At 45.7% G+C, this 12,978-nt stretch carries 15 protein-coding genes; 8 read left to right on the top strand and 7 right to left on the bottom strand.

Features of this window, described 5'->3' with window-relative positions; translation table 11 throughout:
* Positions 1–93: 93 nt before the first annotated feature.
* Complete coding sequence (locus tag ACSQ8O_RS04500) at positions 94–1,104, bottom strand: sensor histidine kinase (protein ID WP_436240590.1); 1,011 nt, start codon at positions 1,102–1,104, stop codon at positions 94–96.
* A complete protein-coding gene (locus ACSQ8O_RS04505; protein WP_436240591.1) occupies positions 1,097–1,792 on the bottom strand; it encodes a response regulator transcription factor in 696 nt (231 codons plus the stop codon). Before ACSQ8O_RS04505 ends, ACSQ8O_RS04500 begins: the two co-directional genes overlap by 8 nt.
* Positions 1,793–2,016: 224 nt before the next feature.
* Here ACSQ8O_RS04505 and ACSQ8O_RS04510 point away from each other — a divergent pair, with 224 nt between their 5' ends.
* From ACSQ8O_RS04510 to rpmF, 6 genes are all read left to right on the top strand, one after another.
* Positions 2,017–3,483, top strand: a complete 1,467-nt coding sequence (locus ACSQ8O_RS04510; protein WP_436240592.1) for an aminotransferase class V-fold PLP-dependent enzyme — start codon at positions 2,017–2,019, stop codon at positions 3,481–3,483.
* 64 nt (positions 3,484–3,547) lie between these two features.
* Entirely contained in the window at positions 3,548–4,237 is a 690-nt protein-coding gene (locus ACSQ8O_RS04515; RefSeq protein WP_436240593.1) for a response regulator transcription factor, read from the top strand.
* The gene (locus ACSQ8O_RS04520; protein ID WP_436240594.1) at positions 4,218–5,654 is read left to right on the top strand and encodes an ATP-binding protein; all 1,437 of its coding nucleotides are present in this window, start codon (positions 4,218–4,220) and stop codon (positions 5,652–5,654) included. Before ACSQ8O_RS04515 ends, ACSQ8O_RS04520 begins: the two co-directional genes overlap by 20 nt.
* A gap of 25 nt (positions 5,655–5,679) precedes the next feature.
* On the top strand, positions 5,680–6,414 hold the full coding sequence (locus ACSQ8O_RS04525; RefSeq protein ID WP_436240595.1) for a class I SAM-dependent methyltransferase: 735 nt from the start codon (positions 5,680–5,682) through the stop codon (positions 6,412–6,414).
* Between the two features lie 121 nt (positions 6,415–6,535).
* Positions 6,536–7,162 carry a hypothetical protein gene (locus tag ACSQ8O_RS04530; RefSeq protein ID WP_436240596.1) on the top strand — a complete coding sequence of 209 codons (627 nt, stop codon included), beginning with the start codon at positions 6,536–6,538 and terminating at the stop codon, positions 7,160–7,162.
* Positions 7,163–7,270: 108 nt separating this feature from the next.
* Positions 7,271–7,447 (top strand): 50S ribosomal protein L32, encoded by a 177-nt coding sequence (rpmF, locus tag ACSQ8O_RS04535; protein ID WP_047680282.1) that lies wholly within the window; start codon positions 7,271–7,273, stop codon positions 7,445–7,447.
* Between the two features lie 54 nt (positions 7,448–7,501).
* On the opposite strand, the gene ACSQ8O_RS04540 is transcribed toward rpmF, so the two are convergent.
* Together ACSQ8O_RS04540 and ACSQ8O_RS04545 are read right to left on the bottom strand one after the other, a co-directional pair.
* Complete coding sequence (locus ACSQ8O_RS04540; RefSeq protein WP_436240597.1) at positions 7,502–8,269, bottom strand: DODA-type extradiol aromatic ring-opening family dioxygenase; 768 nt, start codon at positions 8,267–8,269, stop codon at positions 7,502–7,504.
* Between the two features lie 42 nt (positions 8,270–8,311).
* The gene (locus tag ACSQ8O_RS04545) at positions 8,312–8,665 is read right to left on the bottom strand and encodes a DoxX family protein (RefSeq protein WP_436240598.1); all 354 of its coding nucleotides are present in this window, start codon (positions 8,663–8,665) and stop codon (positions 8,312–8,314) included.
* A gap of 136 nt (positions 8,666–8,801) precedes the next feature.
* On the opposite strand from ACSQ8O_RS04545, the gene ACSQ8O_RS04550 reads away from it, so the two are divergent.
* A complete protein-coding gene (locus ACSQ8O_RS04550) occupies positions 8,802–9,185 on the top strand; it encodes a winged helix-turn-helix transcriptional regulator (RefSeq protein ID WP_436240599.1) in 384 nt (127 codons plus the stop codon).
* A 109-nt stretch (positions 9,186–9,294) separates the two neighbouring features.
* Here the strand turns inward: ACSQ8O_RS04550 and ACSQ8O_RS04555 are convergent, their stop codons facing one another.
* Positions 9,295–10,104 (bottom strand): hypothetical protein, encoded by an 810-nt coding sequence (locus tag ACSQ8O_RS04555; protein WP_436240600.1) that lies wholly within the window; start codon positions 10,102–10,104, stop codon positions 9,295–9,297.
* Complete coding sequence (locus ACSQ8O_RS04560) at positions 9,999–11,129, bottom strand: hypothetical protein (RefSeq protein ID WP_436240601.1); 1,131 nt, start codon at positions 11,127–11,129, stop codon at positions 9,999–10,001. The genes ACSQ8O_RS04555 and ACSQ8O_RS04560 overlap by 106 nt, the downstream gene beginning before the upstream one ends.
* A gap of 328 nt (positions 11,130–11,457) precedes the next feature.
* On the opposite strand from ACSQ8O_RS04560, the gene ACSQ8O_RS04565 reads away from it, so the two are divergent.
* The gene (locus ACSQ8O_RS04565; RefSeq protein ID WP_436240602.1) at positions 11,458–12,219 is read left to right on the top strand and encodes a hypothetical protein; all 762 of its coding nucleotides are present in this window, start codon (positions 11,458–11,460) and stop codon (positions 12,217–12,219) included.
* 411 nt (positions 12,220–12,630) lie between these two features.
* Here ACSQ8O_RS04565 and ACSQ8O_RS04570 read toward each other — a convergent pair whose 3' ends face one another.
* Positions 12,631–12,774: a hypothetical protein gene (locus tag ACSQ8O_RS04570; protein ID WP_436240603.1), complete on the bottom strand. Its 144-nt coding sequence runs from the start codon at positions 12,772–12,774 to the stop codon at positions 12,631–12,633.
* Between the last annotated feature and the right edge of the window lie 204 nt (positions 12,775–12,978).

Here is a 12,978-nt window from a genome sequence, read left to right on the forward strand (position 1 = left end):
CACTCCTTTACACGATTAGCTTTATTATAAAAAGCTAGACCGCATTTATCCTTCGATTGGACGAACAAAGTAGAAAAGCATGTGACATTATTGTCACATGCCTGTAATCCGAACGAGTTCATTGGACTGTGGGAAACCGAGGGTGAACGTTGTTCCAACGCCAACCTCCGAATGCACAGTGATCTGGATATGCAGTGTGTCAGCGGCTTTGCGAGCCAAATATAAGCCCATGCCCGTCGCGGCGCTGTCCTGATGCCAGGTCGTAGAGGTAAAGCCCTTATCGAAGATACGGGGAAGATCCCTGGCATCAATGCCGCGTCCAAAGTCCGTAATTTCGAGGACAGTACGCTCCTGTACGATGAAACTCCTCACGATAATATCAGGTGAGAAACTGTCACTGTATTTCACAGCATTCGTCAGGAGTTGACGCAGGATGAAAGCGAGCCATTTGGCATCACTGAGGACTTGAGTGGCGTCCAAAAGAACGTCAAACCCCATGCCTTTTTGAATACACCAAGATTGCAGGGATTTAATCTCCGAATAGAGGAGATCTTCGATCTGTACCTTTTCAATGTAGAGATCATTGTCAATCGAGGGAAGTCGCAGCTGATGAAGCTGTTGGTCCAGAAGATGATGAATACGCAGCCATTCAAAGGTGATGGAAGCCTTCGCCCTATCGTTATCCAAACGTCCAATCATCAGATGCATGGCGGTGAGAGGCGTCTTCACTTCATGGATCCAAGATAGCAGTTCGTCTTTCTCTTGTTCCAATGCGATTTGCTGCCGCGAGGCGGTCTGGTGGAGTTGCTCGGTTTGATTGACCAAGGCTGCTTCTATGATCTTCTCAAATGGACTTGCTGCGTCAGCGAAACCGGATACATCCAGGCTGGTTTCCCAGTCATATAATCGCTTAATGAAGGGCGTCTCCTTGTGATAGCGAAAAATCATGAAGATGATGAACAGCATCGTGGATAAGAAGACAATATATAGAACGGACCGGAATGGAATCGAGTGGTCGAGATAAGCGATAAGCAGCAGGAGGACTTGACCCAATAGGAACATCCCTATCCAACTTATTCGCTCTCTAAGATACACCTTAATCATACTGAGGGGTCTCTTCCGTTGCGATGTAGCCTTGCCCGACCTTTGTTTCGATAAAACGTCCTAAATCCAGCTCGTCCAGCTTCTTTCTAAGCCTATTCACGTTCACCGTCAACGTATTATCACTTACAAAACGCTGGTCATTCCATAAGCTATTGATGATATCTTCCCGGCTGACAATCGTATTTTTATGTTCGATGAGGAGCTTCAATATGTAGATTTCATTCTTGGTCAGTTCAATGGATCCAGAAGCATGACTAACGATATTTTTCTCAAAATCGATGGTAGCGCTGCACCATGTTTTGAGCTTCATTTGTTCCGTATTGTAGTTGTAGACCCGCCGGAGTATGGCATGGATTTTCGCGATCAGCACGTCAAAATGAAAGGGCTTTTGGATAAAGTCGTCCGCTCCAAGTTGCATAGACATCACCATATCCGTCGGATGGTCGCGCGAAGAGAGGAAGACGATCGGCACATTGGAATGCGTCCGAATCATGCGGCACCAATGAAACCCGTCGAATTTCGGCAGTTGAATATCAATGATGACGAGATCGGGCTTCAGTAGAATAAAGGATTCAACTACTTTATTGAAGTCAGTGATGCCATGCACATCGTAGGACCATTGGGCCAAACGCTCTTTGATCTCTGCGAACAAGGTGGCATCATCTTCGATAAGTAAGATTTTAAACAAAGGAAATCACCCACTTCTGGTCATTCTTTGGCTTCATTTTACCACAATCCTTGAATGGGCTCGATAGAGGTTCTCTCAATGGAAAAGGTTAATAGTGCTAATATTTCAACGATGTTGCCTAAACATACACGAATATCGCTTGAAACCGGCATGAGTTAAAACAATCTTGATAAATTCAAATGATACTGTATACCTAAGATATTTTACTGGAGGTATACATCATCATGTCAACACTTGAGCAATATTTTCATTCCTATCGCAAGTATGTTGTGGGCATTGAACAGCCGATTGAGACACCTTATGGCTTACAAAAAATGATCTATGCGGATTGGACCGCTAGCGGTCGCTTATATATGCCGATTGAGAAGAAATTGACTGACATTGTCGGGCCATACATGGCCAATACGCACACTGAGGCAAGCGCGACGGGGGAAATGATGACCAAATGGTATCACTATGCGAGGCTCTTAATTAAGGAACATGTTCATGCCGATCCCAATGAAGATATACTTTTTACCTGTGGTTCTGGCACGACTGGCGTAATCAATCTTCTCCAACGGCTTCTTGGATTACGGGTACACGATTCGATGCGTTCGAAGATTATTTTAGAAGAAGAGGATCGTCCTGTCGTCATAATTACGCATATGGAGCATCATTCCAATCATACGTCTTGGCTGGAAACCATAGCTGACGTTCACGTGCTAGAACCTGACGGAGACGGTGCGATTAGTTTAACAAATTTGCAGACACTGCTCGAGCGCTATCAACACCGCAAACGGATTATCGGTGCTTTTACGGCAACTTCTAATGTGACTGGCTTATCCACACCGTATCACCAAATGGCGCGTATGATGCATGCCTATGGCGGGTTTTGTTTCGTGGACTTTGCTGCTGCTGCTCCTTATGTGGAAATGGACATGCATCCCGAGGAACCAATGGAGCGGTTAGATGCCATCTACTTCTCCCCGCACAAATTTCTTGGTGGGCCAGGAAGCAGCGGTGTTCTGCTGTTAAATAAGAAGTTGTATCAGAATCAAGTACCAGATGCAGTGGGAGGTGGTACGGTGAAGTGGACAAACCCATGGGGGGAGAAAGCCTATTGCGACGATATTGAGGAACGGGAGGATGGCGGCACCCCAGGTATTCTTCAAGTTATTCGGACAGCGCTTTGCCTGAAGCTGAAGGAGCAAATGGGCGTGAAATCCATCCAGAAGCGGGAGGCTGAACTGCTTACTATTATTTTCGAGGGGTTAAAAGGGAACCCGAACATCCGTCTGCTTGAGCCCGAGCGAAGTGAGCGTATGGGGATTATTTCTTTCTACGCGGAACATATCCATCATAATTTATTTACCAAACTGTTAAGTGATCGTTTTGGAATTCAGGCTCGCGGTGGCTGTTCGTGTGCGGGGACATATGGACATTATTTGCTCGGCATCGATAAGCTGGGCTCCAAACAAATTACGGATCAAATTGATGCGGGTGTACTGAGTAAGAAGCCTGGGTGGCTTCGTATTTCCTTGCACCCTGTTATGACGGATAGGGAAGCGCTGGAGATCGTACGAGCGATTTCTGAAATTACCGAACATATTGAAGAATGGCGTCAAGACTATACCTACGATAGTCAGGCGAATCAGTATCGTCATCGGAAATTTCAGCCTTCGGATGAGATGTATTCCTTTTTCACAGTGTAATTGGTACGATGATGAGGAGCTTGAAGTAGCCAATGACAGATAACATGTGACGGGGCGGGAGATAATGCGTAGTATTTTAATCGTGGAAGATGATCGGACGATTTCGTTAGTCCTTAAAGCATACCTTGAAAAAGAAGGATATGCCGTTCGTCAAGCTTATACCTGTAAGGAAGCGAAGGTTTTATGGGACTCGCAACTGGCAGATCTCGTTCTACTGGACATCACACTGCCGGATGATACGGGGTGGAGCATCCTGCACTATGTGCGCGAGAGAAGTTCGTGTCCGGTTATTATGCTTACGGCAATTGGGACAATTCAGGACAAGCTGCAAGGGCTGAATTCAGGGGCAGATGACTATATCACTAAGCCATTCATAGGGGAGGAGATCGTTGCTCGAGTCAATGCTGTGTTGCGACGCACAGCGCGTGTATTTGAGCAAGAGGATGCGGTTTACTTTGGCAGTCTCAAAGTCAATTTCAAATCACATTCGGTGTACCTAAAAGGAACTGAGCTTCGATTTACCCCCAAGGATTTAGATCTGCTTTTCTATTTGTTCAGACATCCCAATCAAACCCTAACGAGAGATCAGTTAATTGAAAATGTATGGGGGTTTGATTATGAGGGCAGCGAGCGAGCTGTTGATCTAGCTGTCAATCGCATTCGTCAAACCTTGCGTGACTGGCGCGCAGAGGAAGGCGAGATTGCAACTATAAGAGGAGTGGGGTATCAAGCGCGTGTCAACAACATCTCCTGAACGCAAAACACTGCTTCAATATTGGACGACCCGTTATGTAATCACGTTAATTATAGGGTTAATCGCGATAGGTGCCAGTTCTTTTTATTTCTTGGAATTCAAAAGTACACAGAAGAACGAGGACACTGGCCGCGCGCTTACCGAGGAAATTCCCAAACATATTCAAGTGCGGAATGGTCGAATTGAGATGGGTCCGATGCATTTTTGGGAGGATTTTCTCATAAAAAAACGGGAAGCCACGGGCACGCAATTTATGACTTTTGTCGTAGATACGAACGGGCGTCCGATTTTTTCTAAACCTGAGCTCATCCCGCCAGAAGTTAAGGCTGTCCTGCAAGAGCAAACGACGATGGGAGTTGCTGAGGGTGTGCCACAGCCCATTTCTTTGCAAGGAAACGCGACGTCGTATTTTGTTAAGAAAATTCAATCTACGCAAGGGAGCACGGTAGGCTATTTATATATTGTGCTAATCCCTTCTCAGAGTTTTGATGTCCCAAACTATAAAGAAATTGTATATGTGATGTTTGTTGTGGTATTCATTTTGGGTTGGGGGATTTTGTATCTGCTCACTAGAAGGCTCATCAAACCACTCCAAGATGTTGTTAAAGCGACGAAGCAAATCAAGAACGGCTCCTACCAGGTGGAATTAAATCCAGCCATTAAGGAAAAGGAGATATTTGAGCTCCAGGAGTCGTTTAGCGAGATGGCCAAACAGTTAAATCAACTGGACTATTTAAGGAACAAACTGTTGGCGGGTGTTACCCATGAGTTGAAGACGCCGGTTACCTCGATTAGTGGACTCGTACAAGCTGTACGAGATGATGTTGTAACCGGAGAGGACGCGAAGCATTTCCTCAACCTTTGCTTTAAGGAAACGCAGCATTTACAACGGATGATAGAGGATTTGCTTGAATTTAACTCGTATGCTGTTGGCGCGATCAAAGTAAAGCAGGAGCAAACTAATCTTAATGTATTCATTGCAGAAATCATTCAACAATGGTCATTGACGGACAAAGACCCTGATATTCAGGTGGACTTTCACTCTGAAAATCCATCCGTATACGTCATGACAGATGGGGTACGATTGAAACAGGTGATTGTTAATGTATTGAATAATGCGAAAGCGGCGATGGGAGACAAAGGGAAGATACAGATTCATTTATATGAAGGGCAGAATAGCGTAAAAATAGATATCAATGATACAGGAACTGGAATTCCTGAGTCAGAGCAGGGTTATATCTTTGAAAGTTTCTTTAGAGGAGAGCTCAAACAGACACTTGTACGAGGCATGGGGCTTGGCCTTGCCTTATGCAGAAACATAATGAAAGAGTTAGATGGTAATATTGAGCTGAAAGAGAGTTCCCCGCGAGGTACTATATTTACGATAAGTTTGAAAGTTGTCGAAGCAATCAGCTAATTTCAAATGAGGAGTCCTAGATGCCATGAAACAGAATAAATATGATGAACTTGGATTTTATGAAAAATACAGTGAGATGCCTCGTTCAATTGGCGGCCTCAACGCAGCTGGGGAATGGCCTGTACTTCGTACGATGCTGCCTACGCTTCAAGGCAAACGTGTTCTTGACCTTGGATGCGGTTACGGTTGGCATTGCAAATATGCCCGTGAGCAGGGGGCAGCGTCCGTTGTTGGTGTAGATCTCTCCGAGAAAATGCTGGCGTATGCCAGCGCGAATCATAACGATTCGGGTATTACGTATCAGAGACTGGCGATTGAAGACATTGACTTCGCCGCGGGCGAGTTTGACGTTGTCATCTCCTCATTGGCTCTTCACTATGTTGAGCAATTTGATGCGGTTTGCCGTAAGGTGCAGCATTGTCTGGCCGCAGGAGGCTCCTTCGTCCTCTCTGTGGAGCATCCGATCTTTACCGCACGTGCTGCGCAAGACTGGCATTATGGTCCCGGAGGCGAGCGTATGCACTGGCCTGTCGACGACTATCAGGAGGAGGGGCAGCGGGTAGCGAGGTTCCTAGATCATGATGTGGTCAAATATCATCGAACGATCGCTTCCTATATGAACGCGTTAATTGAAGCGGGCTTCCTTATTACGAAGCTCGCTGAGCCGCAACCAACGCCAGAAGCTTTGGAGAAGTACCCCGATATGAAAGACGAGACGCGCCGTCCCATCTTCCTATTGATTTCAGCCGTTAAGAAGTAACAGTTGTCCTTCTGCCCTTCGGGGTAGGAGGATTTTTTCTGTTTTAGTCCTACGAGTGAAACATTATTTGGAAATCCTCGTCTGTTAGTTTGGGAGATTTTCAAATGAAAGGACGAAGCTTGTGAATAGATTTATGATGGCTCTCTCTGTTGTATTCATATTAAGTTTTATGAGCCTAGTTGTGCCGAGTAAAAGCTATGCTTGTAGCTGCGCGCTGCAAACAGATCCGATAAAGGCTGTGGAACGATCTAAGGTTGTATTTTCGGGCAAAGTTCTTGCCATCGAACCACAGGTTTTAGATATCAATGGCATTCTCGATCATAAAATCGCCGTTCATTTCGATGTTGAGAAATCGTGGAAAGGGATGAATCAGACACAGGCCATTGTCCTTACCAACTTGGGCGAACCTTCGTGTGGCTATACGTTTCAACTAGGTGAACCCTATCTTGTTTTTGCATCTGATTATAACTTTAAGGAGAATATGCTGGAAACAAGCTCTTGTTCCTTAACGAAGAAGCTTACCAATGCCACATTGGAATTAAGTAAGATGGGGCAAGGCATAGATCCTATCGAGGATGTGAGTTTAAAAGACAAGATGGATACCATGTCGTATACGAATAAATGGACTTTGCTCAAAGCGATCTATCATCGGTTGGTTCGCTATCATCTACTAGAATTCGTGCAGGTGGGCGTAATCCTAACTATTGGGGCAGGTCTGCTGCTGATTAGGGCAAGACGCCAATCGTAATTATACGAGATTAGTCAACTCAAAGATGGGTTCTAGCATTGACAAACGGGCTCGAGAAGGCTATGATATCTCTTGTTGTTTAGTAAAGTAACTGGAGGTGTTTTGACTATGGCAGTTCCTCAACGGAGAACGTCCAAAACACGTCGCGATAAGCGCCGTACTCACTTTAAACTGGCTGTGCCAGGAATGGTGAAGTGTGAACAATGTGCTGAACTTAAAAAAGCGCATCATGTTTGCAAAAACTGCGGTTCATATAAGGGTAGAGAGATCGTACAAGCTCAATAATCATATGAATCTTGCAATGAAAAAGACACTTCTAAATGAAGTGTCTTTTTTTTGTCAAAATTTGAAGCAAAGTGTGCTCAATGAACCATGTTCGATAGTGTCGTGTAACACTTGGATCTCACGTCCAGGGCTTCCGCTGCCCAGTGCAATGAGCAAAGGTACGAAATGCTCGGCACGTGGGACGCCTACTGCTGCATGTGGGGCCAGTATTTCGTATTGGCTTAAGGCTTCGATGTCTCTTGCGAGCACCTTCTCCCGAATCCAATCTCTGAACTGCACGGCCCATGCGCGAGGTGGAGCATCCTTATCACGATCAATTTCATTAAAGTTATGCGTCAAAAATCCGCTCCCGATGACGAGAATGCCATCTTGCTCAAGCCCTTGCAGCGCTTCACCGATCGCAATCTGCTGTCTCGCGGGCAAGAAGGGGTTGACCGAAACGGGAACGATAGGAATATCGGCTTCCGGATATGCGTGCATCATGATAGGGAAAACTCCATGATCTAAGCCGCGATATTTCCTTTGAACAGGAATGTTATGCTGGCGCAGACGCTCTTCCACTATGGAGGCAACGATCGATGAGCCTCTCGCGGGATATTGTACTTGATAATAAGAGGATGGAAACCCGTAGTAATCATAAACCATCTCATGCACATCGTCCGTCGCGGCAATGGTCGTTATTTCACTTTCGAAGTGGGCTGAGAAAATGACGATGGCTTTTGGGCGGTTCTCCTGGCCAAAGCGGTTCAGGAACGCAGTGAATTCGGATTTTTCGAAAATGGTATAGGGTGAGCCGTGAGGCAAGAAGACAGGGGAAAGCATAGTTGAACCTCCTACTCGTCATTGTATTGTGCTGTAATCAACTTACCAACGTCCAATTGCTACAAAGAGTAATATCGCCAAGAAAATGATGTTCATCCCGATACCTGAGTTTTCATTCCTCTTTGCATGAAATATGGCTGCTAGTACCATGATTAAACCTAGTGCAATAGCGGCAATTGGCGTCAAAATAGGTGCGATTCCTGTCGCATAAGGCACAATCAACCCTAATCCCCCAAGTAATTCAGATACCCCTATGAAAGTTACCAAGCCTTTGGAGGACTCTTTGACCCAAGGCATCCCGGCTTTGGCTTTCTCATACTGAAAAGATTTCATTGAGCCTGCCATAATAAACGCTAATGCTAGAATTCCCTGTGCGATCCACAATGCGATATTCATGAAATAAAATTACCTCCTTGAATTAAGTAAGTGTATAGTCGTATAATAATCCCTAGGAGCCATACTGAGAAGTAGTTACTCAAAATAAACCTAGTATACAAAAAGATACCTAAATGAAATGGAGGAGGAAATCAACATGGAGGCACCCAATTGTAAATTTGAAACCGTCCTAGAGATTCTTGTAGGCAAATGGAAGCCCGTCGTTTTGTTCCACCTTTTCTCGAATGGCACGATGAGATTTAGCGAACTTCAAAAAGCGATTCCCGATATAACCAAAAAAATGTTAACCCAACAATTAAGGGAGCTCGAGTATCACGATATTGTTCATCGAAAGATCTATCACCAAATTCCTCCCAAAGTAGAATATTCCATCACAGAACACGGCAAAGGAATGTCTACGGTCTTACAGGCCATGAATGACTGGGGAATGTCGCATCTCACCCATTTGAATGAGTTGTATGGGGAAGAAAGATCTGTGGAATCATTTGAAGGTAGATTGGACGAAGTGACAGGGAATTAAAGGGATTTATCGGGGATTTATTCGATTGAAACGGCAATTAAGCACATTGAAGTCAAAAAGAAGAAGCCTCTTCCAAGGCTTCTTTTTTCGTTTTATTCCTGTAAATCAACTACTCCATTACCACATGCCAAGGCTGCATCCACACGATTCGCTCACCTACACGAAGAACGATGTTCAAATCATGGGGACCAGAAGTCAGCGTTCTTGAAGTACTCAAGTGGTAAAGTGGCGTGACTGTGTCAGCGGTAACGGCCTTACTGACGGGTGCAACCGTGATCGATGATAAGGCATCCTTGCCGCCTAGATCATTATTTTCCTCCAAAGATAACCGTGGCTGGATGGCGTCTTTGAGGTTTTTCTGAGTCCATTGTACTTGTGTATCGTAAAGGAAAGCATTCAGTTTAGCCGTTGTTCCTGTTAACTTCTCAGGGAGCTTTCCGAGCTCGACTTTGTAGCCTCCTTCATAATAAGCGTGCCCCTCGTACCAAGGAATGGGGGAAAGGCCGAATAATAGGTTCACATCCGTCTGTTCCAAGTACCACTCACCTTCTTGTTGCTGGGGGATGCTGCTAAGGACAACGGATTTGGATAAAATATCTTTCCAGTAGATATCAGCACGCTGTTCCCCTTTGTGTAGAACGAAGCCATAATCGCCTTTCGTAAACCGAACGGCTTCCCTTGCGCCTTCCACAACCGCTTGCTCGTACCCCAACTGCTCAGCTAGAACCTTCAGCTTCAGGACATCCACGCCTTCTTTTACAAAGCCTGCATCAACATCTTCGTTCCACTTTAGAGCGCCTTGGCTATCAAGCTTTAGAATAACTTGTTGCGGGTATTGGGTTTCAATCTGCAGCTCAGTACCCGTATCGAGGTCCCAGAATCTGTCTTGGTTCCAGGATTGTAAAGGGATCCACCCCATATGTCCTTCTTTACTAGCCTTGAGCCATGTGGCGCCGTTTGGCATGCTCCATACCGCGCAAACCTCCACATCCTGATTCCGCAGCAAAAGGACAGAAGATGTATAGTATTATAAGGACCTCTACCAGTTCTTAAAGGCTGGGTGATTTTTTCGAAGGCAGTAACCTTCTCCCCAGAGAGGACGGCAATTTCTTTGTTCGCTGGGCCAGTGAATAGTGGAATCTCAGTAGTCAGGTTTAGTGTTTCATCGGAAGCGACGATGGACACACCTGCTTGCGATGTCCACAGAGGACCCGCCTCGGTTTCAACTAAGAAGTAACGGTCATAAATCGTTGTATACTCTTGAATGATTCGTGTTTCCCCAGCAGAGGCAGATTCCATTGAAGTCTGCACTGATTGTAAAAGGGGTAACAGCTCCTTACTGCCATAGATACCTTGATAATAGACGGGCTTGCTGACGTCTTGAACGGTGCCTATCTGCTTGACCGGGATGTGCGCCCACAAGTCTCCCATCCATGACGTATGAATCTGAATCCATGCTTTACTGGACGTGTCATTCGTGTAGAACCACTGCTTCTCCGCACGGACAACCTTCACTTCTTGAGGTGCAAGGGCTGCTACCGAACCCCCTCGTTCGCTCATTTTACTAAATAGCGGCGTGTCCGAGGTTAGCAAAATGCGATCGGGTGGAGCGATATCAATCTCCCACGGATTTGGACGAATCCAACGAGGGCCGAACATCGTCTCAATTTTCCAGTTAGCTGCGCCAATAGACCAAGCACCATTTGTCTCAATGACGTTGACGTTTTGTGGAGAAAACCACCCTTCGGGCTGATCGGCAGGTGTATCTGCTGCAGGAAAGTAAGCTGTATCCGACAATAGCTCTATCGATCCAGGAATACGTAATCCATCAGGGGGATAGGGCCCCTGAGCCATGAATTCCGCCGAGGTTCCTGCAGGTTTACCTAACAGTCCCACTAGTGTGACCACTAACAAAGTTACCATCCAACTTGCTCGCCAATTCATTTCGGCACCACTTCCCATCACCAATTGTGGTAAATATTTCAAATATTAGACGTAAAGTGTGGGCAAAAAGTTTCTGAAATAGGTGTAACATAGTGGGAAAGGGGTAAGGAATAGATTTTCTTGAAGTTTGGAGGCGAACTCATGAAATTCTCGGGAGAGGCACACCCATTTTGCTCGGCTGGCCATCTCTTATTTTCCCGTTGGCGTACCCACATGGAACAGCTTTAGTAGGATTCTATTAATTGTCATTGGGTTAGTGATAGGATTTCGCACATTTCGTGAATAATAAGATTCGTTCTAAGTGATATGTCGAAAGGAGCTAATGCGGTTGAAATTCACGTATTATTTCATGGTATTCGCATTCATGATGGGGTTGTCCGCGTGCCAAGTAGATGAGCGTACATCGGCCGTTCCGAACGCTGTGTCAGAAGAGCCAACGGCTTCTATTCGTGTGAAAAAGGAAGAAGCGGCACCTAAGATGAGCGAGGCTAAAAATCCGGCAGTCCTTATGCCCGAAGGTTGGCAGCAGCTTGTCCGTCAGAGTGGCCCCGTGCGGGTGGAAGGTGACTTGAACAAAGATGGTATCCAAGATATTGCCATGGTCATTGAAAAGCTGGAAAGCGCGAAAGATCAAGTACCTGAAAGGGCACTTCTGATTGCTTTTGGAAGTAAGGATGGCACCTATACACGCTCGATCATGGCAGATAAGGCGATCCTGAAATCCGATGAAGGCGGAATATGGGGCGATCCACTGGCTGGCATTGCCATTGACAGGGGCTCCCTTATCGTGAGTTTTTATGGAGGAAGTAACGACAGATGGTACGGGAATTACCGATTCAGATTTCAAAATGAAGACTGGTACCTGATAGGTGCCACGGTGGGATCCTTCTATTCGGGGACGATGACCGAAACGACGGGTGACGAAGAAGACTATAACCTGCTTACAGGTGATTATGTCAAACGAATCGTTGACGATCCGAAGGCCGAGAAGATTACCTCTCATACGATTACTGGCAACATGGGGAAGAAGAAGCTTCTGAAGTTGAAGGATTTTGTTGCGACGGGATCAACGGATCAGTTTTTAAAATAAGCCGTGTCCGCGGCTGTTGGATGCGTCGGTTGACGCTGATGGTGGTTGCGGAGAGGGGCAACAGTGGCGGAAATAGATGGATTTCCTCCATCTATTTTCGGCGTAAATTGATCGAAACACAGTTTAGATGGATTTCCTACAGCTAATTTGACGCAGTCTCCCACTTTTGCCGCGAACGGCCAGATTTACCTGGAGATTTTCCATCTAATGCGCCATTTTAGTAAAAAACCATAAAATTAGCGGGAGAAAATCCAGTTAGTTGGTCTGGTGACCACACTCAGCTATCCTGTCTACACACCACCGACACCACTGACCATCTATATGTCAACAGCCACACTCAACCATCCACGTCCACATGTCACCAACCACACGTCAATCGACCATCTATATGCACTATCCATCAGTTTCTATCTACCCTGCCACCAGCTTTTGCTCTACCTTCAATCGTCCAACCCCACTGGCCTTTGTTTTCTCTGTTCTCTTCACTCTTGACTCCGCTCTCTTCCCGCTCAATTTATCCGCCTTCCTCCCTCTTTTTGCCCTCAAATTTGCCATGGAAATCCACCTTTTACACACTTATCCCCAAAATTACCCACAGTATCAACATGTCCACAAACCAAGCTGTGCATAATCTTTTCAATATCTTATACACATATCCACAGAAAATGTTATCCACAGGTGGAGAGTATGATAACCATTTGGACGTGATATCGCTAGTCCGAACTGCAAAACCATAATGCATGCATCTCACCGATATGC

The organism is Paenibacillus sp. LjRoot56 (genome assembly GCF_964253335.1).
Lineage (GTDB): Bacteria > Bacillota > Bacilli > Paenibacillales > NBRC-103111 > Paenibacillus_E > Paenibacillus_E allorhizoplanae.

What these genes read in the sequence shown, in the direction of transcription:
- ACSQ8O_RS04555 (WP_436240600.1), bottom strand. Translation starts at nt 10,104, where the DNA reads ATGGGGTGGATCCCTTTACAATCCTGGAACCAAGACAGATTCTGGGAC.
- ACSQ8O_RS04560 (WP_436240601.1), bottom strand. Translation starts at nt 11,129, where the DNA reads ATGAATTGGCGAGCAAGTTGGATGGTAACTTTGTTAGTGGTCACACTA.
- ACSQ8O_RS04515 (WP_436240593.1), top strand. Translation starts at nt 3,548, where the DNA reads ATGCGTAGTATTTTAATCGTGGAAGATGATCGGACGATTTCGTTAGTC.
- ACSQ8O_RS04510 (WP_436240592.1), top strand. Translation starts at nt 2,017, where the DNA reads ATGTCAACACTTGAGCAATATTTTCATTCCTATCGCAAGTATGTTGTG.
- ACSQ8O_RS04540 (WP_436240597.1), bottom strand. Translation starts at nt 8,269, where the DNA reads ATGCTTTCCCCTGTCTTCTTGCCTCACGGCTCACCCTATACCATTTTC.
- ACSQ8O_RS04500 (WP_436240590.1), bottom strand. Translation starts at nt 1,104, where the DNA reads ATGATTAAGGTGTATCTTAGAGAGCGAATAAGTTGGATAGGGATGTTC.
- rpmF (WP_047680282.1), top strand. Translation starts at nt 7,271, where the DNA reads ATGGCAGTTCCTCAACGGAGAACGTCCAAAACACGTCGCGATAAGCGC.
- ACSQ8O_RS04545 (WP_436240598.1), bottom strand. Translation starts at nt 8,665, where the DNA reads ATGAATATCGCATTGTGGATCGCACAGGGAATTCTAGCATTAGCGTTT.
- ACSQ8O_RS04550 (WP_436240599.1), top strand. Translation starts at nt 8,802, where the DNA reads ATGGAGGCACCCAATTGTAAATTTGAAACCGTCCTAGAGATTCTTGTA.
- ACSQ8O_RS04570 (WP_436240603.1), bottom strand. Translation starts at nt 12,774, where the DNA reads ATGGCAAATTTGAGGGCAAAAAGAGGGAGGAAGGCGGATAAATTGAGC.
- ACSQ8O_RS04525 (WP_436240595.1), top strand. Translation starts at nt 5,680, where the DNA reads ATGAAACAGAATAAATATGATGAACTTGGATTTTATGAAAAATACAGT.